At 64.3% G+C, this 21062-nt stretch carries 19 protein-coding genes; 18 read left to right on the top strand and 1 reads right to left on the bottom strand.

All coding sequences use genetic code 11. The annotated features are described in order from the left end of the window. Nucleotides 1–27: 27 nt before the first annotated feature. The 3 genes from HUV48_RS12870 to HUV48_RS12860 are packed head-to-tail and all read left to right on the top strand — an operon-like array spanning nt 28 to nt 2294. Nucleotides 28–1059: a cysteine synthase A gene (locus HUV48_RS12870; protein WP_404799938.1), complete on the top strand. Its 1032-nt coding sequence runs from the start codon at nt 28–30 to the stop codon at nt 1057–1059. 52 nt (nt 1060–1111) lie between these two features. Beyond that, complete coding sequence (locus HUV48_RS12865; protein WP_176268207.1) at nt 1112–1510, top strand: hypothetical protein; 399 nt, start codon at nt 1112–1114, stop codon at nt 1508–1510. Nucleotides 1511–1538: 28 nt separating this feature from the next. Beyond that, nucleotides 1539–2294, top strand: coding sequence for a motility-associated ABC transporter substrate-binding family protein (locus tag HUV48_RS12860; protein ID WP_176268206.1), 756 nt, complete (start codon nt 1539–1541; stop codon nt 2292–2294). Nucleotides 2295–2334: 40 nt separating this feature from the next. Here the strand turns inward: HUV48_RS12860 and HUV48_RS14425 are convergent, their stop codons facing one another. Next, nucleotides 2335–3327, bottom strand: a complete 993-nt coding sequence (locus tag HUV48_RS14425; RefSeq protein WP_176268205.1) for an SGNH/GDSL hydrolase family protein — start codon at nt 3325–3327, stop codon at nt 2335–2337. A 499-nt stretch (nt 3328–3826) separates the two neighbouring features. Between HUV48_RS14425 and HUV48_RS12850 the strand changes: the two genes are divergently transcribed. The 15 genes from HUV48_RS12850 to ftsA are packed head-to-tail and all read left to right on the top strand — an operon-like array spanning nt 3827 to nt 20965. Further along, nucleotides 3827–4312, top strand: coding sequence for a division/cell wall cluster transcriptional repressor MraZ (locus HUV48_RS12850; protein WP_176268204.1), 486 nt, complete (start codon nt 3827–3829; stop codon nt 4310–4312). Beyond that, entirely contained in the window at nt 4309–5250 is a 942-nt protein-coding gene (gene rsmH / locus HUV48_RS12845) for a 16S rRNA (cytosine(1402)-N(4))-methyltransferase RsmH (protein ID WP_176268203.1), read from the top strand. Before HUV48_RS12850 ends, rsmH begins: the two co-directional genes overlap by 4 nt. Then, nucleotides 5250–5822: a hypothetical protein gene (locus HUV48_RS12840; protein WP_176268202.1), complete on the top strand. Its 573-nt coding sequence runs from the start codon at nt 5250–5252 to the stop codon at nt 5820–5822. Before rsmH ends, HUV48_RS12840 begins: the two co-directional genes overlap by 1 nt. Next, on the top strand, nt 5819–7564 hold the full coding sequence (locus HUV48_RS12835) for a peptidoglycan D,D-transpeptidase FtsI family protein (protein WP_176268201.1): 1746 nt from the start codon (nt 5819–5821) through the stop codon (nt 7562–7564). The genes HUV48_RS12840 and HUV48_RS12835 overlap by 4 nt, the downstream gene beginning before the upstream one ends. Continuing rightward, nucleotides 7561–9027 carry a UDP-N-acetylmuramoyl-L-alanyl-D-glutamate--2,6-diaminopimelate ligase gene (locus HUV48_RS12830; protein ID WP_176268200.1) on the top strand — a complete coding sequence of 489 codons (1467 nt, stop codon included), beginning with the start codon at nt 7561–7563 and terminating at the stop codon, nt 9025–9027. Before HUV48_RS12835 ends, HUV48_RS12830 begins: the two co-directional genes overlap by 4 nt. Continuing rightward, nucleotides 9024–10493 (top strand): UDP-N-acetylmuramoyl-tripeptide--D-alanyl-D-alanine ligase, encoded by a 1470-nt coding sequence (locus tag HUV48_RS12825; protein WP_176268199.1) that lies wholly within the window; start codon nt 9024–9026, stop codon nt 10491–10493. The genes HUV48_RS12830 and HUV48_RS12825 overlap by 4 nt, the downstream gene beginning before the upstream one ends. Continuing rightward, nucleotides 10494–11564: a phospho-N-acetylmuramoyl-pentapeptide-transferase gene (gene mraY, locus HUV48_RS12820; protein ID WP_176268198.1), complete on the top strand. Its 1071-nt coding sequence runs from the start codon at nt 10494–10496 to the stop codon at nt 11562–11564. It abuts the gene before it with no gap. Continuing rightward, on the top strand, nt 11561–12907 hold the full coding sequence (murD, locus tag HUV48_RS12815; protein ID WP_176268197.1) for a UDP-N-acetylmuramoyl-L-alanine--D-glutamate ligase: 1347 nt from the start codon (nt 11561–11563) through the stop codon (nt 12905–12907). Before mraY ends, murD begins: the two co-directional genes overlap by 4 nt. Further along, nucleotides 12904–14181: an FtsW/RodA/SpoVE family cell cycle protein gene (locus HUV48_RS12810; protein WP_176268196.1), complete on the top strand. Its 1278-nt coding sequence runs from the start codon at nt 12904–12906 to the stop codon at nt 14179–14181. The genes murD and HUV48_RS12810 overlap by 4 nt, the downstream gene beginning before the upstream one ends. Continuing rightward, nucleotides 14178–15362, top strand: coding sequence for an undecaprenyldiphospho-muramoylpentapeptide beta-N-acetylglucosaminyltransferase (gene murG / locus HUV48_RS12805; RefSeq protein WP_176268195.1), 1185 nt, complete (start codon nt 14178–14180; stop codon nt 15360–15362). The genes HUV48_RS12810 and murG overlap by 4 nt, the downstream gene beginning before the upstream one ends. Then, complete coding sequence (gene murC, locus HUV48_RS12800) at nt 15359–16813, top strand: UDP-N-acetylmuramate--L-alanine ligase (RefSeq protein ID WP_176268194.1); 1455 nt, start codon at nt 15359–15361, stop codon at nt 16811–16813. Before murG ends, murC begins: the two co-directional genes overlap by 4 nt. A gap of 2 nt (nt 16814–16815) precedes the next feature. Next, nucleotides 16816–17799, top strand: coding sequence for a UDP-N-acetylmuramate dehydrogenase (murB, locus tag HUV48_RS12795; RefSeq protein WP_404799939.1), 984 nt, complete (start codon nt 16816–16818; stop codon nt 17797–17799). After that, entirely contained in the window at nt 17796–18764 is a 969-nt protein-coding gene (locus HUV48_RS12790; RefSeq protein ID WP_176268192.1) for a D-alanine--D-alanine ligase, read from the top strand. Before murB ends, HUV48_RS12790 begins: the two co-directional genes overlap by 4 nt. After that, the gene (locus HUV48_RS12785) at nt 18757–19662 is read left to right on the top strand and encodes a cell division protein FtsQ/DivIB (protein WP_176268191.1); all 906 of its coding nucleotides are present in this window, start codon (nt 18757–18759) and stop codon (nt 19660–19662) included. Before HUV48_RS12790 ends, HUV48_RS12785 begins: the two co-directional genes overlap by 8 nt. A gap of 22 nt (nt 19663–19684) precedes the next feature. Beyond that, nucleotides 19685–20965, top strand: a complete 1281-nt coding sequence (ftsA, locus tag HUV48_RS12780) for a cell division protein FtsA (protein WP_176268190.1) — start codon at nt 19685–19687, stop codon at nt 20963–20965. Nucleotides 20966–21062: the final 97 nt, after the last annotated feature.

Here is a 21062-nt window from a genome sequence, read left to right as displayed (position 1 = left end):
CGGGGTGATAGCGAAGCTGCGTTGCCGATGTTCGAGCGGGTGGCTACTTCGCTCAACATGACGGCTCCTGTCGCGAAAAACGCTCTCGATCTTATCGGTAACACGCCGCTCGTCTTGCTCGAAGGACCGAGCGAGGCGGCCGGATGCGAAATCTGGGGGAAGTGCGAGTTCGCCAATCCGGGCGCATCGGTGAAGGATCGCGCGGCCTTGGGGATTATCCGCGATGCGGAAGCGTTGGGCGAGCTGAAGCCCGGCGGTACGATCGTTGAAGGGACGGCGGGTAACACCGGCATCGGCGTGGCTCTGGTGGCCAATGCGCTTGGCTACCGCACCATAATCGTCATGCCGGACAATCAAAGTTCCGAGAAGATGGCTACGCTGCGCGCGCTCGGTGCCGAACTCGTCACTGTGCCACCGACGAAATTCGCGAACCCAGGTCACTTCGTCCATACCTCGCGGCGTCTTGCGGAAGAAACCGACGGGGCGATTTGGGCGAACCAGTTCGACAATACGGCCAACCGAAAGGCCCACATCGAAACGACTGCTCCGGAAATCTGGGAGCAGCTGGACGGGCGCATCGACGGCTTTACCTGCGCGGCCGGAACCGGCGGCACGATTGCCGGCGTCGGGCTGGGCCTCAAAGAGCGGGACGAGAACGTCGTCATCGCGCTGACGGACCCGCACGGCGCAGCGCTCTTTAATTTCTACGCTAACGGCGAACTCGAAGCCGAAGGCTCGTCCGTCGCCGAGGGTATTGGGCAGGGGCGCATCACCGGCAATCTCGAAGGCGCACCGATCGACACGCAGTTTCGCATCTCCGACGAGGAAGGCCTAGAATGGGTTGCGAAGTTGCTGCGCGGCGAAGGACTGTGTCTCGGCCTCTCCTCCGGCATCAACGTCGCGGGCGCGATTGCGCTCGGTAAGAAGCTGAAGTCTGAAGGGCGTGAAAACCCGCGCGTTGCCACAATCCTGTGCGACACGGGCTTTCGCTATCTCTCCACGCTGTACAATCCGAAGTGGCTCGCGGAAAAGGAATTGCCGGTTTTCGACTGGCTGTAACCACGAAGGCTCCGATTGACTGCGCCGCGAGCGGCACTACCTTGCCGGACCCATGCCCCGTAGCAATCCCTTCGCGAAGTTCTTCTCCTCCCGTTCGGGCGGCGTGCTTATGCGCGGCCAGCGCCGGACGATGAACGAGAACGCCGCCGCTCCGTTAGGCGGGACGAACCAGGAGGCGCTCAAACGTCTGCAAATTGGCGGGGCGGGCGTCGGCGTGATGCTGCTGCTCGTTGGATTGGCCAGCGCGATCGAGAACCGCGCTTCGCTCGCCGACGCGCGCACCGTTCCCGAAGCCGCGCCGACAGTCGAGCCGACCCAGCCAGCGGAGCAGAACGATCCGCTCGCCAAGGCCGGGGTCGTGCCCGACTTGCCAGCCGAAAAGACCGCGCCAGAGCCAGAAGCCGCGCAGCCGGTCATGCCTTCCGAACCGGCCCGCGATGATAGCGAGTAGGTTCGCCACCGCTATATTGCCGCTCCTTTTGACAACCTCTCTGGGCGGCTGTTCGAGCGATGTTCGGCCATCTGACGAGCGCGACTTTCAGGCCGACGCTGCGATCGAAAGCGACCTCCCCAAGCTCGGTCTGGTTACGGGACTGCCGATCTACTGGCCGGAGGAAGCCGGGTTCGAAGACCTGGCGCAAGGCGAAAGCGAATTGCCATGGGTTCGGAAGGATCTCGAAAAGCGATTCGCTATCGTTCCGCTCGACCGATTAGCGCAAGGCGACGGTTCGCCCTCCGCGGAACTTTCATCGCTGCAGCATCTGATGATAGCCCAGCCGCGCGGACTGTCGGCTGCCGCTAACGTCGCGCTCGACAGTTGGGTCAGGAACGGCGGTGAGCTTCTCTACGTCATCGATCCGATGCTGACGCAGCATTCGCAGTACGGGCTCGGCGATCCTAGACGGCCAAACGATGTCGGCCTCGTACCGCCGTTCTTCGTGCGGTGGGGCCTGTCCATGAGCGTTCCGGAAAATCCCGACGGCAATCCCAGCACTTTTCGATTGGACAATGCGAAGATTGTGGCGTTGGAGTATGGTGAACTTCAGCTTCAGACTGGCGAGGCGCTTGGTACGCATTGCGAGCTTCTGGCAGACGGTCTCGTTGCGCAGTGCGATGTTGGCGAGGGTCAGGCGCTTATCATCGCCGACGCGTCGTTTCTCGAACCCGATCAGGAGCCGGTATACGATCGTCCCGCGCTTACGGCGCTGCTAAACCGGGCGTTCGGCGCACAGTAGCGGAGCGCAGCCCGCGAACGGGTCTGCGCTCCGTATACCGCTAGCCGAAGTTGATTGCCGCCCGCGCGGTGCGCAGCTGCGGCCGCTTGCGGAAGCGCATGGCGCCGCCGACGAATCCGAAGCCGAGCAGCATCATCAGCCATGTAGCCGGTTCCGGCACAGGTGCGCTGATGCCGAGCTGCGTCCGGATTTCTCCGTAAGCGGCGCGGTGAATTGCCGCCGTCGGATGCGTGCCGTCGAAGGAGAAATATCCCTCGCAAGTCGGTAGCGCGCCCGCGGCTTGGCAAGTTGTGTTGAAGTCGAGGTCCGCAGGCAGACCGAACGCGGTCGGATCGGCCTGCAAGCGCGTGAAGAAGTCGAGATAGCTGAAGAAATTGAGGTCCACGTCGCCATCGAGCGATAGCGAACCGATCTCGCTCAGCAGATAGACTTCGGCTTCCTGCGCGAAGGCGATCGTATCGGGCGAGGCGTTGGGAAAGCCGGTGATGAGGAAATTGTTCGCGCCGAGATCGGCAAGCGATTGGATTGCCTGCGCATAATTGCTCGCCGCTTCCATCAGGAATGCGCTGTCGCTGGAATAACCGGCGGGCGATCCGGGACGGGCTGCTGCGAACACATCGTTACCACCGAAGTTCAGTACGTATAAACCATTCGGATCGACCGTATTGCCGGCAAGAAGGTAGGCCTGATAGGCGGCAAGCTGCTCGTTGAGGTCAGGCACGGCGGAGGTCGTCGTGGCGCGGGCGCCGCCGAATGCGAAATTGGTCCCGCCCTGAAGCGAGGCCGTCGTGGGCTCGCCGAAAAGGTCGAAACTGATGAGATCGGTATAGTCGTAGCCGTTGGTGAAACGGCCCATGAAGTAGCCGTCTTCGGGGCTGGCGACGGACGGTATCAGCGTGTTGATATTACCGGCATCGACCAGGCTGTCGCCGAACACGACGAGCGAGGAATAGTCCGCGTTATCCTGAGCGGCCACCGGGGCAGCAGCCGCGAGCGCGAGAAACGATAGAGCGTGAAGGGCGCGTGGCATCATCTCAATCCTTTATTTTTATGGTTAAGATCAAAAGGCGTAGGCCTGAATCCCGACAGGCTCAAGTCTCTGCGCGGCCGTCGCCGGACCGGGGTGCGCCGCAGCAGAATACTAAGCGTGATCAGAAGGAGCGAATAAGTCTCCGATTGCGCTCTGCTGCATTTGCTCGCGATAACCGGGGATGATGCGGGATAGGCCCTAAACCCACTCTTCGGAGTCGCTGTTTTGCGTCGAAAACAGCACTATTAAGTAAGCGAGATGCAAGCGTGGTTACGCAGAAAATATGTTATAAAAACAGTACAGTGATATCTTTTCCCGCGAAATCCCCTAATTTACCCTTCCATCCCTGACGCGTGCGAGTTATCAAACTCGTCCATCAGGCACGTCACTTAGTCTGCACGTTCCGCTACGGCGGGGCGGACCGTTCGCGTTGTCGCGGACGGCGGCGGCGAAGCTGTGTCTGGCAGGGTTGATTGAGGCTCGAACTAGGCGGGGCGGACAGGTGTCATTCGGAGGGTACAGTGGGCAGGCGTATTCGCCGGCGGGCGACAAGGGTCGCTTCGTCTTGCCGCCGCTGTTCCGCAAAGCCGTCAAGGAATCGTCCGACGGGCGCACGCTTTGCCTGATGAAGCATCCGACCTGGAAATGTCTCACCGGATTCGGCCTTAGCCGCAAGGACGAGCTCGAGGCGCAGCTCGACCGTGAGGAAGAGCTGGCCTACCGCGCCGAACGCGACTTCGACCGCGATACCCGCGCCAGCCAATTGTTCGGTTTCACGGAAATGCCTTTCGACGACAGCGGCCGCTTCGTTATGCCGGAACATCTTCGCACGCTGGGCGGGATCGAGGACGGGCTTTATTTCCAGGGCGCCGGCCGCTTCTTCACGCTGTGGAACCCGAGCGAACTCGCCGAGATGGGTGATGACTGGGCGAGTGCGAAGGCGGCATGCGAAAGCTTCCTTGCCGATATAAAGGCGAAAACGAAATGAGCGCGCCGCACATCCCCGTACTCCTCGACGAAGTGATCGCGGCCCTCGACCCGCGGCCCGGCGATGTCATGATCGACGCGACGTTCGGTGCGGGCGGTTACACCCGCGCGCTGCTCGACCACGGCGTGACCGTGCATGCATTCGACCGCGATCCCGACGCGATTTCGGCCGGACGCGAGTGGCCCGAGGCGTCCGCCGATCCTCAGCGCCTCGTTCTGCACGCCCGCCGCTTTTCCGAAATGGCGGAAGCGATGACAGACGAGGACATCGCCCGCGTCGACGGCGTCGTCATGGATATCGGGGTTTCGTCGATGCAGCTCGACCAGGCGGAGCGGGGCTTCGCGTTCAGCAATGACGGCCCGCTCGACATGCGGATGAGTCAGTCCGGCGAAAGCGCTGCCGATTTCCTCAACAGCGCCGACGCCGACACGATCGCGGACGTGCTGTACCAGTACGGTGAAGAGCGCCAGTCGCGCCGGGTTGCCCGCGCCATTATCGCTGCGCGTCCGCTTTCTACGACCGGCGAACTTGCTAGCGTGGTGCGCAAGGCACTGGGCCACAAGCCGCATGACAAGAAAGACCCTGCCACTCGCACCTTCCAGGCGTTGCGTATCCACGTGAACGGCGAACTCGACGAGCTTGCCGCCGGTCTACATGCCGCGGAGCATCTTCTGGGCGAAGGCGGCCGACTTGCCGTAGTCAGCTTCCATAGTCTGGAAGACCGGATGGCCAAACGCTTCCTGCGCGAGGCATCGGGCGGCAGCGGCGGGGGTTCGCGCCACCTGCCCGCCGGCGAAACAGAGCCTGCGATCTTTACCCGCATCGGTAAACCGGTTCGCGCCGGCGAGGCCGAACTTTCCCGTAATCCGCGTGCCCGCTCGGCGATCCTACGCCATGCGCAGCGCACTTCGACGCCGGCTCGAAAGGAGGCCGCGTGATGAGCACAACTTCCCCGATCCACCGACTTGGCTGGGCTGCGCTGTTCGCGATCTCGCTGACCTTGTTCCTCGCACTGACCTTGCGTGTGAACGCGGTGAAGAGCGAAGTGCGCGCGATGGAGCGGCAGATCGTCGCAATCGAGCGGGAGACGCTACTGCTGGAAACGGAGTTTCAGACCCGCGCCAGCCAGCGCCAGCTTGCCGCCTGGAACCAGCTCGAATTCGGTTATGCCGCGCCGCGCGCTGATCAGTATCTCGACAATCGCCGCGAAGTCGCTGCCCTCGGCGCGCCGACCGCGATCGGAGCGCCGCAGCCAATTCGCGTCGCCAAGGCGGTCGTGGACGACGGCGACGATGGGGCAATCGCGAGCCTTTCGCGCAGCGTGCGCGAAACGCCGCTGGCCGACCGTACGGCCAGCGTGACCGCGGCAGCCGGGCTGCTTGCGATGTCGAATGCCGCAAAGGCTAGCGACATGCCGCGTGAAGGCACGCTTGATTTGGCGCAGCGACTGGGCGAGCTCGCCGGTCCGGAAAAAACCTTTGCCGAACGGTTTGCCGAGGCCGGTCAATGAATGTTGCGGCACTGATGGCGCAAGACGCGCCGGCAGTGTCCCCCGCAATACCGAGCGAGCGGGTTCAGCTGGTGACGATCCGTTACCGCGCGGTCGCCACTGCTCGGATGCGGATCGTATGGGTCGCGCTCGGTCTCGCGTTCTTCGCACTGCTCGCGCTCGTGCGGATCGGTACGCTGGGCCTGTCGGACCACAAGACCCAGGCTGCCTCGCTCCACCAGGCGTTGCTGCCGACGCGCGGCGACATCACCGACCGTAACGGGGCGCCGCTTGCTCGCGTGTTCCCGGCCTACGCGCTATGGTACAATCCAGAGGCGCTAGGCGATGGCGGAGAGCCGCTGGTCAAGTCGCCCGAAGAAGTCGCGGCAGGCCTTAAGCGTATCTTCCCCGACCTCGACGAAGCGAAGACGCGTGCGCAGCTCGCAAGCGGCAAGTCTGGCTATCTGCGCCGGCGCGTGCTTCCCGAAGAGGCGAACCGGGTGCAGGAACTGGGTGAACTCGCACTCGAGATGCCGCAGGAAACCGATCGTCATTATCCGCAGGGTTCGATGGCCGCACATATCCTCGGCTACGTTGCGGCGGACGGCCACGGCCGTGTCGGCATGGAACAGGTGCTGGACGAGCGCCTGCTCGATCCTTCGAAACGCGGCGAGCCGGTCGCGTTGTCGATCGACATGCGGGTACAGGGTGCGCTCGAAGACGAACTGCAGCGCGGCATGAAGCTGGTCGATGCGACCGGCGGTGCGGGCATCGTTCTCGACGTGGATACGGGGGAAGTGCTGGCGCTTGCCAGCCTGCCGGAGTTCGATCCGAACAAGATCGACGCGGCGGGCGAGGCGAACATGTTCAACCGCGTCACGAACCAGGTTTATGAGCTCGGCTCGACCTTCAAGCCCCTCACGGTGGCGGCCGCAATCGACAGCGGGTCCATTACCAGCCTTTCGCGCCGCTACAGCGCCACACCCTACAGGGTGCAGGGACACACGGTGAAGGACAGCCACCCGATGGGCGCGAGCCTTAACGCACCGCAAATGCTGATCCACTCGTCCAATGTCGTCACCGGACACATCGTCGATGAAATGGGCGCAGCAACGCTGCGTAACTACATGGTGCAGCTCGGCATGAACGAGCGGCCCTATATCGAGCTGCCGGCACGCGGCTTTCCGATCTGGCCGTCGGGCGACTGGCAGCGTATTCGCGCGGTCACCGTAGGCTACGGACATGGGATCGCAGTCACCCCGCTTCACCTTGCGAGCGCCTATGCCGCGATGGTCAACGGCGGCATCTGGCGTCCTGCAACGCTGCACATGGTGAAGCCGGGCGAAGCCCCGCGCGGTCGCCGCGTGTTCAAGGAGTCTACTTCGTCACGCATGCGGCAGCTTTTACGGCTGATCTCTAAATACGGGACCGGCCGCAGTGCCGACGCGACGGGCTACCGCGTCGGGGGCAAGACCGGATCGGCGGAAAAGCCGGGTGCGGGCGGATATCAGCGCAGCAATCTCGTCTCGACCTTTGCCGCCGCTTTCCCGATGGACCGCCCTCGCTACGTCGTCGTCGCAATGCTTGACGAGCCGCGCGGCACGGTTGCGAGTTCCTACCAGCGGACCGCCGCATGGAATGCCGCGCCGATCGTCGGTCGGCTGGTACCGCGGGTCGGACCGATGCTCGGTGTGCGGCCCGACGAACACCGCGACGTCGACATTTCCGACCTGCGCGCGATTGTGCCGGAAGCCAGCGAATGAAGCTGACGCGCCTCTGCGAAATGGCGGGTGTTCCTGCGCCCGCAAGCGATGCCGAAGTGTCCGGCTTCGCGATCGACCACCGCAAGGTTGCGCCGGGCACCGTGTTTGGCGCGTTTCAGGGGCTGAGCGTCAATGGCGAAGACTTCGTCGCCGATGCGGTGAAGGCCGGCGCGGCGGCGATCGTCGCGCGTCCGGAGGTCAAGGTCGATGGCGCCCCGCATATCGCCGACGCCGCGCCTCGGCGCGCTTTCGCCGTGCTGGCCGCCCGTTATTACGCACCATTTCCGAAGCACATCGTCGCTGTCACCGGCACCAACGGCAAGACATCGACCGTGGAAATGACGCGGCAGATCTGGCGCATGAGCGGGGAGCGCGCGGCCAGCATCGGTACGCTCGGTGTCACGACGCCCGACGAGAGCGTCTCCACCGGCCTTACGACGCCCGATATCGTCACGTTCCTCTCGAACATGAGCGGGCTGGCACGCGAGGGCGTGACGCACGTGGCCTACGAAGCCTCGAGCCACGGCCTGTCCCAATACCGCAACGAAGGCGTTCCGGTATCCGCGGGCGCTTTCACCAATTTTAGCCGAGACCACCTCGATTACCATGCAGACATGGAAGACTATTTCGCGGCGAAGATGCGGCTCTTCACCGAGGTTCTGCAGCCCGGCGCAACCGCCGTAATCTGGGCCGATAGCGGTGATTGGGCAAAGCGCGCGACCGAGATTGCACAGGATCGCGGGCTAACGATCTTCTCGGTCGGCGAAAGCGGCTCGGACCTGAAACTTACCGCGCGCAATGCCACGCAGCTCGGACAGGAACTGACGATCGAGTGCGGCGAAAGCGAAGTCAGCTTCCGTTTGCCGCTCATTGGCGAGTACCAGGTGGCGAACGCCTTGACTGCAGCGGGCCTCGCGCTCGCGACCGGGACCGAGCCGCCGCGCGTGTTCGATGCCGCGGCGCGGCTGCAGCCGGTGCGCGGGCGGCTCGAGCGGGCCGTCATCACCGCGAACGGCGCGCCGGTCTATGTCGACTACGCACATACGCCCGACGCTCTCGAAGCGGCGATCGCAGCCCTGCGCCCGCACGTAGCGGGCCGGCTCATCACCGTATTCGGCGCTGGAGGCGACCGCGACCGGGGCAAGCGCGCTCCTATGGGCGAGGCGGCGGCGCGCGCATCCGACCTCGTCATCGTAACCGACGACAACCCGCGCGGCGAAGAGCCGGCAGCGATCCGCGCGGAAGTGATGCAGGGCGCGCCCGAGGCACGGGAAATCGGCGGACGGCGCGAAGCCATCGCCGCGGCCATCGCCGAAGCGAACGCGGACGACATCGTCCTCGTCGCGGGCAAGGGTCATGAGCAAGGACAGATTATCGGCGCGGGCGAGAACGCCCGCATCCTGCCGTTCGACGATGTCGAGGTAGCACGCGAGTGCGCGGCGGCCGGGGGAGACAGAGCATGATTGCATACGAAGCGCTGCGCGAGTGGCCGGCCGATCCGCGAAGGGAGCTTCCCTTGGCGCTGTGGACGTCAATGGCGATTGCCGAAGCCACCGGCGGTTCGGCCAGTACGGAATTCGAAGTGGCAGGGGTCGAAACCGACAGCCGCTACGTGCGCGAGGGCGACCTGTTCGTGGCGCTGAAGGGCGAAGCGATGGACGGCCACCGCTTCATCGACAAGGCGTTCGAGAACGGCGCGATTGCCGCGCTGACCGATCGCGAAGTGCCTTACCCGCATATTCGCGTCGCCGACACGAGCGAGGCGCTTGCCGCGCTGGGCCGGGCGGCTCGCGAGCGGGCGCAGGCGAAGTTCATCGGCGTGACCGGATCGGTCGGCAAGACCGGCGTGAAGGAAGCGATCTTCGCCGCCCTAGAACGCAGCAGCCGCGGCGCGGCGCACCGTTCCATCAAGAGCTACAACAATCACGTCGGTGTACCGCTGTCGCTTGCCCGGATGCCGGCGCGCAGTCGTTTCGGCGTATTCGAGATGGGTATGAACCACGCGGGCGAGATCGCCGGGCTGACCCGTCACGTTCGCCCGGATGTCGCGGTGATCACCACCATCGCCCCCGCGCATATCGAGAACCTCGGCAGCGAAGAGGCGATCGCCGATGCCAAGGCGGAGATCTTCGAAGGCGTGAAAGCAGGCGGCACCGCGGTTATTCCTGCCGACAGTCCGCATTTCGAGCGCCTCAAGGTCGCTGCCGAAAAGCAAGGCTGCAAGATTATGTCCTTCGGGCGCGCCGCGCACGCCGACATGCGCGTTCTCGACGTCATCCCTTCGGCCAACGGCGGGTCGCTGATGACGGCCCAGTTCGGCAATGGCCGGCTCGTCTACACCGTCGCTGAACCGGGTGAGCACTGGGTGCTGAACTCGCTCGCGGTAATGGCCGCGGTGCTTGCAGCGGGCGGGGACCTCGCGGCGGCAGGTATCGCACTTGCAGAGATGGGCGGCCTCGCCGGACGCGGAGCGCGTCACCGGATCGCCGCACCGGGCGGCAAGGCGCTGGTGATCGACGAAAGCTACAACGCCAACCCCGCGTCCATGCGCGCAACACTCGGCCAGCTAGGCCAGACGCCAGCCTCGCGGCGGATCGCGGTGCTTGGGAGCATGAAGGAACTGGGTGATTTCGCGCCGCGCTTTCATGCAGGGCTGGCAGGGCCGCTTTCGGAAGCGAAAGTCGATTATGCCATCCTCGTGGGCGAGGAAATGCGCAGTCTGGCGAGCGAACTCAGGCAGATATTGGGGAAATCCGGACAGGACGCGCTTCACAAGGTGCCGCGCTTTGTTCATTGCAGTAATCCTGCCGAGGCCTTGGACAGCCTCGCGGATTACGGGGTCGTGGGAGGCGATGCGATCCTCGTCAAGGGATCGAACTCCATCGGTCTCGGGAAAGTGGTCGCAGAACTTATCCGCCGGGATAATTGAATGCTGTATTTTATAGCCGAATGGATGGAATTCGAGGGTGTCTTCAACCTCGTGCGCTACCAGACGGCCCGTGCCGGGGCGACGCTGCTGACGGCGCTCATCATCGGGCTTTTCATCGGACCGCGTTTCATCTCCATGCTGCGTATCCGGCAGGGTAAGGGCCAGCCGATCCGCGAGGACGGGCCGCAGACCCACCTTTCCAAGCGCGGTACGCCGACGATGGGCGGGTTGATGATCCTCGTGTCGCTGGTCCTCGGTTTGCTGATCTGGATGGATTTGCGCAATCCATTCGTTTGGGCGTGCCTCGCCGTGACCGTAGGTTTCGGCATCATCGGCTTCCTCGACGATTACGACAAGGTATCGAAGAACAGCCATAAGGGCGTATCGGGCAGGACCCGCCTGCTGCTCGAGTTCATCGTGGCGGGCGTCGCGGCGTTCATCGTGGTCGGCCAGATCAACACCTACCTCTACGTGCCGTTCGTGTCCGACCAGGCAATTCCGCTCGGGCCGTTCTACTATGTTTTTGCCGCCGTCGTCATCGTCGGGGCCGGCAATGCGGTGAACCTGACGGACGGGCTGGACGGGCTCGCGATCATGCCGGTCATCATTGCGTCGGGCACTTTCGCGATCATCGCCTATCTCGTAGGCCGCGTAGACTACAGCGAGTATCTCGGCATTCCGCATGTCCCGGGCGCGGGCGAGCTGGCGATTTTCTGCGCCGCGATCATGGGAGCGGGGCTCGCCTTCCTGTGGTTCAACGCTCCGCCTGCCGCCGTGTTCATGGGCGATACCGGCAGCCTAGCCCTGGGCGGGGCTCTTGGCGCGATCGCCGTCGCCAGCCATCATGAGGTCGTGCTCGCCATTGTCGGCGGGCTGTTCGTGTTCGAGGCGCTCAGCGTTATCATCCAGGTGTTCTGGTTCAAGCGTACCGGCAAGCGCATCTTCCGCATGGCGCCGATCCATCACCATTTCGAGCAGCTCGGATGGAGCGAGAGCACGGTCGTCGTCCGTTTCTGGATCGTGTCGATCGTGCTGGCGCTGATCGGACTGTCGACGCTCAAGCTGAGATGATTACCTCGCCCGCCTGGAAGGGGAAGCGCTACGCAGTGCTCGGTCTTGCGCGGTCGGGTAGAGCAACGGTCCGCGCGCTATTGGCGAGCGGGGCGGAGGTGCTGGCGTGGGACAGCGACGCGGGAAAGCGGGAAGCATTCGCGGGGCAGGTCGAACTGGCCGATCCGGTGGAAGCGGATTTGAGCGGGTTTGCGGGCGTGATCGTCAGTCCTGGCGTGCCGCTCAATACCCATCCGATCAAGCCGCATGCCGACAGCTACGGCGTGCCGGTCATCGGCGACATCGAGCTTTTCGCGCAGGCGAGGGCGGATTTGCCGCCACACAAGGTCGTCGGCATCACCGGCACCAACGGCAAGTCGACCACCACCGCGCTGGTCCACCACATCCTCAAGACCGCAGGCGTGCCGACCACCATGGGCGGCAACATCGGTCTGCCGATCCTCGAGCAGGAGCCGCTCCCGGAAGGCGGGGTATATGTGCTGGAGCTGTCGAGCTACCAGATCGACCTCACCTATTCGCTCGATTGCGATGTGGCGGTGCTGCTGAACATTACGCCCGATCATCTCGATCGGTACGATGGGGACTTCGAGAAGTATGCGGCGAGCAAAGCGCGGCTGTTCGAGATGCAGACCGGCGAAAAGTGTGCTGTCTGCCGCGCTCAAGACTGGTGGCATGGCCAGAAAGTGGGCGAGAAAGCTGGCGGGAAATATCTCGAAGTGTTCGATGATGTCTTCCACCAATGGCAGGATGTTCCGAGTGCGATCGGAATTCAGGAGCAATCTCGCTGGCACGCTCTGCAAGGCCCGCATAACTTGGAAAATGCTGAAGCGGCTATCGCTACGGGGTTTTTACTCGATTTGTCGGCGCAGCAAATCCGTCAAGGCCTTGAGACCTACCCCGGCCTTCCGCACCGCATGGAGCGGGTCGCCGAAATCTGCGGGGTCGCCTACGTCAACGACAGCAAGGGCACCAACACCGCCGCTTCCGCCCCCGCACTCGCGGCGTTCGACAACATCCACTGGATCCTCGGCGGGCTCGCCAAGGAGCCGGGCTTGGGCGAGTGCGAGGCGCAGCTCGGTCATGTCAAAGCCGCCTATACCATTGGCGAAGCGGGCGAGATGTTCGCGCAGGCCTTGGAGGGTGCACAAGTGCACCTAGACGGGGTCGAGCGATGTCTAACGCTGGATAAAGCGATCAAAAGCGCGGCTGCGAATGCCGAAAGCGGCGATACCGTTTTACTCTCGCCGGCCTGCGCCAGTTTCGACCAGTTCCGCGATTTCGAAGAACGCGGGGATCGCTTCCGCAGCCTCGTCCAAGAGCTTTCCGAAAGACCCGCCGCATGAGCGAAACCGGCGTCTTCATCCCGCACCACGCCCGCCGTCTCAACGAGCGCGCGACGCAGCGGTCGAGCTTCCTGTCCGAAGCGAAGATCTGGTGGCGCGAGATCGACCGCGTGCTGCTGATCCTGATCCTCGTCCTGATGACCATCGGGACCATTGCGGTCGCAGCGGCCTCTCCCGCCAGCGCGCGGCGACTATCGACCGCAAGCGAGCAGCTTCCCGACCTCTATTTCTTCTACAAGCATATCGCGTGGCAGATCGTCGGGGTTGCCGTCATGATCGGCGCCTCGATGCTCACGTTGGAGAATGCGCGGCGGGCGGGCCTCGTCCTGTGCGTCGTGATGCTGTTCTTCCTGACGCTGGTGCCGTTCATCGGTTCGGACGTGAACGGGGCGCGGCGCTGGATCGACATAGGGATGCGCTTTCAGCCGTCCGAATTCCTGAAGCCCGGCTTCGCCATCGCGCTCGCGTGGATATTTTCCTGGCGGATGCGCGATCCCAACCTGCCCGTGCTGGCGACGGCGACGGCGCTGCTGGGCTTCGTCGTATTCTTCATTGCCCTCCAGCCCAATTTCGGTTCGGCGATGCTGCTGGGGGGCATCTGGTTCGTAATGGTGCTTCTGTCCGGATTGTCGGTCGCGCGGCTCGGTTCCGTCGTCGGCGGAGGCATCGCGCTCATCACCGCGACCTATTTCCTCTACGACAACGCGCGGCACCGGATCGACAGCTTTCTGGGTGGCGGAACGGCTTTCGACCAGGTGGACCTCGCGCAGCGCACGCTTCTGGCAGGTGGGTGGACGGGAACCGGCTTCTGGCTCGGCCTGAAAAAGATGAACCTGCCTGAAGCGCATACCGACTACATTTTCTCCGTGATCGGCGAGGAATTTGGCCTTCTCGTATGCGCGGTGGTCGTATGCCTTTATCTCGCCATCGGACTGCGTATTCTTGTGCGCATGATCGATGAGGACAATTACTTCACCATGCTCGCCGCGACCGGGCTGACCACGCTGCTGATTGGGCAGGCGTTCATCAATATGCTCGTGAACCTGCGGCTGTTTCCGTCCAAGGGTATGACGCTGCCGCTGGTAAGCTACGGCGGGTCCTCGACCATCGCCGTCTGCCTTGCCGTAGGACTGCTGCTCGCCATCACCCGCCGCAATCCGTTCCTGAAGCGCCGCACGGCGGGTCTGGCGCAGATGCTCGGCATGGGCGAGGAGCGGCGCGAACCGAAGGTGGAGCACCGTGCTGGAACCTACCGCCAGGGGGGCGAAGCATGACCGGCTCGAACAGGCATTACGTTCTCGCGGCAGGCGGTACGGGCGGCCATCTGATCCCCGCCTTCGCGCTGGCAAGCGAGCTGGAGCGGCGCGGGCATCATGTCGCACTGGTCACGGACGAGCGCGGGGCGAACATTCCAGGAAAGCCCGACTTCCTGCCCGCGCATATCATCCCGGCGGGCCGCTTCGGCAAGAACCCGCTCAAATGGCTTGAAGGATTGCGTGCAGTGCTGGAAGGCCGCGCGATGGCCCTGCGCCTGTTCAAGAACTTCGCACCCAGCGCGGTCATCGGCTTCGGCGGATATCCGGCGTTTCCAGCGCTGCTCGCCGCCCGGAAGGCGCGCATCCCGAGCCTCATTCACGAACAGAACGCCGTGCTCGGCCGGGTGAACCGCCTGCTGGCGCGGCAGGTCGATGCGATCGCGACCGCCTATCCCGACGTGAAGCGTCTTAAGCCCAAATACGCGGAGAAAGTCCACCTCGTCGGCAATCCCGTACGCGCGAATGTGATGGCGCTCCGCGACGAGCCCTTTCCGCACCTGTCGGAAGACGGTCTGCTGCGCGTGCTTGTCACCGGCGGTAGCCAAGGCGCACGCATCCTGTCCGAGGTCGTGCCCGACGGAATGGCGATGCTGCCGCCCGCGCTGCGCCAGCGGCTTCAGATCACGCAGCAGTGCCGCCCGGAAGACCTGGAGCAGGTTCGCCGCCGCTACAGCGAGCACGACATTCCGGCCGAACTCGCGAGCTACTTCGATGACATGGACGAGCGCCTCGCCGACACGCACCTGTACATCGGGCGCGCCGGTGCCTCGACCATCGCGGAACTTACCGCCGTAGGCCGGCCCGCCATCCTCGTGCCGCTCGCTATTGCGACCGACGATCATCAGGCTGCGAACACGCAGGAGATCGTCGCGGCGGGCGGGGCGCGCAGCATTCGCGAGACGCGCTTTACCGCGAAGGAACTCGCCAAGCAGATCAAGGCGCTCGCCGAACAGCCGCAGGCGCTGGCCACGGCGGCCCATGCCGCGTGGAATTGCGGACGGCCCCATGCCGTGAGCGACCTCGCCGATCTCGTCGAAAGCTTCGGCGGCGCGGACATGATGGACGTCATCAAGGTCGGCGGGAACAACGCGCGCGGCGCCTCGCAGGGCGCGGCGGTGGCTCAGGGAGCCGCGACATGAGAGGCGTTTCCACCGATATCGGCGTCATTCACTTCATCGGTATCGGCGGCATTGGCATGTCCGGCATCGCCGAGGTCATGCACAATCTCGGCTACAGTGTGCAGGGCTCCGACATGCAGGAAAGTGCCACGGTCGAGCGGCTCCGCGAACGCGGCATCGCGGTGAAGATCGGGCACGAGCGCGAGAACGTGGAAGGCGCGGCGGTTGTCGTGACCTCGACCGCGGTCAGGCGGACCAATCCCGAAGTTGCCCACGCGCTCGAAAACCGTATCCCGGTCGTGCGCCGCGCTGAAATGCTCGCCGAGCTGATGCGTCTGAAGCGCACGGTCGCGGTCGCGGGCACGCACGGCAAGACCACGACGACCAGCATGATCGCAGCGCTGCTCGATGCGGGCGGGATCGATCCCACGGTCATCAACGGCGGGGTCATCAACCAGTACGGCTCCAACGCGCGGATGGGCGACAGCGACTGGATGGTCGTCGAAGCCGACGAGAGCGACGGCAGCTTCCTGCGCCTCGACGGACAGATCGCGGTCGTCACCAACATCGATCCCGAACACCTCGACCATTACGGCGATTTCGAAGGGGTGAAGGACGCCTTCGTCGAATTTATCGAGAATGTGCCCTTCTACGGCGTGGCGGTGCTGTGCATCGACCACCCCGAGGTGCAAACGGTCATCTCCAAGGTCCGCGACCGGCGCGTGCTGACTTACGGTTTCTCGGCGCAGGCCGATCTGCGCGGCGAAAACATCCGCACGCAGGACGGGGGCAACCTGTTCGACGTTACCCTGCGCGAACGGGACGGCACCGTGCGCCAGATCAACAATATTCACCTGCCCATGCCGGGGCGGCATAATGTGCAGAATGCGCTCGCCGCCGTGGCGGTCGCGCTCGAAATGAACTGCGACACCAACATCATCCGCAACGGGTTCGCGAAGTTCGGCGGCGTGAAGCGGCGTTTCACCAAGGTTGGCGAGATTGCGCTTCCCGGCGGGCACGCGACGGTGATAGACGACTACGCCCATCATCCGGTCGAGATCCGCGCAGTCCTCTCCGCGGCGCGCGAGGCAGCGGGGAGCACTGCGAACAAGGGGCGCGTCATCGCTGTCATGCAGCCGCACCGCTACACGCGGCTTAACGATCTGATGTCCGACTTCCAGACCGCCTTCAACGACGCCGATATCGTCCATGTCCTGCCGGTCTACGAAGCGGGCGAAGACCCGATCGAAGGCGCAAATGCGGAGGCGCTCGTTACCGGGCTCAAAGACCGTGGTCACCGCGACGCCGATGCGCTTGCCGGACCCGAAGAACTGACCGAAGCGCTCGCGGAAGAAGTCGAGCCGGGCGACCTCGTCGTCTGCCTCGGCGCGGGCGATATCACGAAGATCGCAGCAGGTCTGGCGGACGCGGTCAGCGCCGCGCGGGCGAATGCTGCGAAGGCGGCGGAATGACGATGAACCAGCCGGACGACTGGGCCATGTACGATCACGGAGCCGCCCCGTTCTCCCACATCGAGGAAGACGGCGAGGAACTGTACCTCAATCAGGACGATGCGCGCGGCGACATCACGCTCAACGCGCCGCTGTCGAAGCTCGTCTGGTTCAAGTCGGGCGGCGCGGCGGATTACCTGTTCGAGCCGGAAGATACGGACGATCTGCGCTCGCTCATCTCGCTTGTCGCAGGGCAGATGCCGGTCATGGCGCTGGGGCTGGGGTCCAACCTGATCATCCGGGACGGCGGCGTTCCGGGCGTGGTCGTGCGGCTCGGTAAACCCTTTTCCTATGCGAAGCGGGAAGGGGAAGAGGGCGACGCGGCGCTTACCCTGAATTGCGGCGGCGGGACGCCGGGTATCCTCGTCGCCAGCGCGGCGCGCGATGCGGGGATCGCGGGGCTCGAATTCCTGCGCGGTATTCCCGGCACGGTCGGCGGCTTCGTGCGCATGAACGGCGGCGCCTACGGACGCGAGGTGGCCGACATACTGATCGACTGCGAGGTCGTGATGCCGGACGGTACGCTGACGCGCCTTCCGGTCGAGGATCTTGGTTATAGCTACCGTCATTCGGCCCTGCCCGAAGGCGCGGTGGTCGTCTCCGCGCGGTTCCGGGGCGAGCCAGGCGATCCCGAGGAAATCGGTGCGGAAATGGACCGGATCGCAAAGGCGCGCGAGGAGTCGCAGCCGCTGCGCACCAAGACCGGCGGCTCGACCTTCAAGAACCCGCCGAACATGAAGGCGTGGCAGCTGGTCGACGAAGCCGGTTGCCGCGGCCTCATGAACGGCGATGCGATGGTGAGCGAGAAGCACACCAACTTCCTCATCAACACCGGCGATGCCTCGAGCGCAGAGATCGAAGGGCTGGGCGAGGAAGTACGCGCCCGGGTCTACGCCAAGTCGGGAATCGAACTCGAATGGGAAATCCAGCGAGTAGGACGGGTATGAAAAGTCTCCCCAAACTCCACGTCGCGGTCCTGATGGGCGGCTGGGCGAACGAGCGGCCCGTGTCGCTCATGTCCGGGAAGGGCGTCGCCGATGCGCTCGAAAGCAAGGGCCACCGCGTCACCCGCATCGACATGGACCGCGAGGTCGCCGCACGCATTGCCGAGGCGAAACCCGACGTCGTGTTCAACGCGCTGCACGGGGTGCCGGGCGAGGACGGGACGGTGCAAGGCATGCTCGACCTGATGGGCGTTCCCTATACGCATTCGGGCCTCGCAACCTCGGTCATCGCGATTGACAAGGAACTGACGAAGCAGGCGCTAGTGCCCAAGGGCATTCCGATGCCGGGCGGGCGGATCGTGAAAAGCAGCGAGCTTTACGAAGGCGACCCGTTGCCGCGCCCCTATGTGCTCAAGCCGGTGAACGAAGGTTCGAGCGTCGGAGTGGCGATCGTCACCGACGAGAGCAATTACGGCAATCCCATTTCGCCCGAAGCGAAGGGCCCGTGGCAGGATTTCGAAAGCTTGCTTGCCGAACCGTTCATTCGCGGACGCGAATTAACGAGCGCGGTGATCGACGGGGAGGACGGTCCGCACGCACTCGCGGTCACCGAACTGAAGGTCAAATCCGGCTTCTACGATTTCGAGAACAAGTACACCGATGGCAAGACCGAGCATATCTGCCCCGCCGACCTGCCGGAGAACATCGAGAAGCTGTGCCTCGAATACGCGGTCCGCGCGCACAAGGTGCTGGGCTGCAAGGGCACGAGCCGCACGGATTTCCGCTGGGACGACGAACGCGGAGAGGAGGGGCTCTTCGTGCTCGAAACCAATACGCAGCCGGGCATGACACCGCTCAGCCTCGTGCCCGAACAGGCGCGCTATGCGGGCATGGAATATGCCGATCTGGTCGAGACGATCATCACGGCTGCCTTGCGCGACCACAAGGCCCGGGACTCCGATGGCTAGGATCAAGCGTGGCGGAAAGGGCGTTAGGCGCTCGGCGGCGGCACAGAGCCGAAGCACCCGCGCGCGTAACGCAAAGGCGCGGACGAGCAGCTTCCTCGACGGGGCGGTTGCCATGCTGCCCTTCACCGACGAGCAGCTTCACCGCATCTTCCTGGCGGTCATTCTCGGCGGCGCGGCGGCGCTCGCGTGGTTCGTCGCGAGCCTTGCAGGCATTCCTGCAATGGCGCACCAGCAGATCGCCTATCTCGCCGCGGACGCTGGCTTCGAAGTGCGCCACGTGACAGTGTCGGGGACCGAACGGATGAACGAGCTGCGTGTCTACGAGCGGGCGCTGGCGGAACGCGATCGCCCGATGCCGCTGGTCGATCTCGAAGGTCTGCGCGCCGAGCTGCTGGAACTGCCGTGGGTGGCCGATGCTCGCGTTTCAACTCAGCTTCCCGATACGCTGGCGGTCGACATCGTGGAGCGCCGCCCGCACGCGGTGCTGCAGAAGCCGGGGCGGCTGATGCTGATCGACGGCGGAGGGCATGAGCTCGAGCCCGTCGCGGAGCAGGATGCCGAGGAGATGCTGCTCATCACCGGGCCGGGCGCGAAGATGCAGGTGGTGCGGCTGACGCGGCTGCTCGATGCCGCCCCTGCGCTTAAGGAAAAGGTGCGCGAAGCCGAATGGGTCGGCAACCGGCGCTGGAACCTGACCTTCCGTACCGACCAGGTGCTGGCTCTTCCCGAAGGCGACAGCGAGGCGGCAAGTGCGCTCGTTTCCTTCGCGCGGATGGACGGGGCGAGCCGGCTCATCGGAGGGAAGGTCGCGGCAATCGACATGCGCGTGCCCGACCGGGTTTATTTCAGATGCCCCAAATGCCGCGAAGAGGAACTCGCGGCAATGGGCCAGGACTAAGGGGCGGCGGGGCTAAATCAGGATGGCAACACCACGGTTTCGGCGCGTAATCGGCGCCGTCAATATCGGATCGTTCCGTATCTCGGCGATGATTCTCGGCGTAACCGAGACGAAGGAAATGGTCGTGCTCGGCTCGAGCCACCGCGCGAGCCAGGGGATCAGGCGCGGCTACATCACCGACATGCGCGCCGCGACCTACGCGATCCGTGACGCAGTCGAGCGGGCGGAGAAGAACGCCGGAACGAGCGTATCGGGCGTATGGATCGCGTGTGCCGGGGCGGGTCTGGGTAGCCGCGTGTCCAAGGTCGAGATACCGATCGACGGCCGCCGCATCGAAGAAGACGATATCGAGCACCTCCTTTACGCGGCGCGCGATCACATCCAGCCGGACGGACGCATGGTGCTTCACGCGCAGCCCGCGCATTACACGCTCGACGGCGCGCATGGCGTGACCGATCCGACCGGTCTTCATGCGGAATCCTTGGGCGTCGATGTCCACGTCATGCTGGCCGACGGAGCGCCGGTAAAGAACCTCATTGAAGCGGTGCAGAGCGCCCATCTCGACGTGGAAGGGGTCGTCGCTTCTCCGCTCGCCGCAAGCTATGCCTGCCTTACGCGCGAACAGCGCGAACTGGGCGTGGCGCTCATCGAGGTGGGCGGCGACGTCACCAACATCTCGGTTCATGCAGGCGGAATGTTGCTCGGCATGAAAGCGCTTCAGCGCGGGTCCGCCGACATTACCGATGCGATCGCTTCCTCCTTCGGCATCCGGCGCTTTCAGGCGGAGCGGCTGAAATGCGTGTCAGGCTCGGCCATCGCGACGCCCAGCGACCACCGCGAGATGATTCCGGTCGGCGGACCGGGCGACGACGAGAAGGCCGTGTTCGCCCGCGGGGCGGACGACAAGAACCGAATCGCCCGCGCCGAGCTCGTTTCGGTCGTCACCGGGCGGCTCGCGCAGCTGACCGATGAGATCGGCAAGGCACTGAAGGAAATGGGTTTCGCGGGCAGCAAGGCCGGGCAGGTCGTCATTACCGGCGGCGGCGCGGAACTCGCGGGCATCGCCGAATATGCGCAGAGCGCACTCGGCCATCCGGTGCGGATCGGCAAGCCGCCCGCGCTGACCGGGCTTCCTGAAGCGCACGCGACGCCGGGCTTCGCCACGCTTGCCGGTCTGTGCCTCTATGCCGCCGACGATCCGGTCGACATCCGCTCCATCGGCCCGCGCTACCAGCCTACGGCGCGTTACAGCGGAACGGTGAAATTCACCCGCGTTCTGAAGGCGCTGAAGGAATATTTCTAGTCTGCGCCACCCAGAACGGACGGGGGGTGGCGCGCTTTGTGGATAATGCTTAATAGCCTTTGCACGTAAATTGCGCTTCGGGCAGAATAAAGCGCAC

It is taken from the genome of Qipengyuania atrilutea, assembly GCF_013370205.1.
GTDB lineage: Bacteria > Pseudomonadota > Alphaproteobacteria > Sphingomonadales > Sphingomonadaceae > Actirhodobacter > Actirhodobacter atriluteus.
The sequence above is the reverse complement of the archived record's forward strand: the minus strand, read 5'-3'. Positions and strand labels throughout refer to the sequence as shown.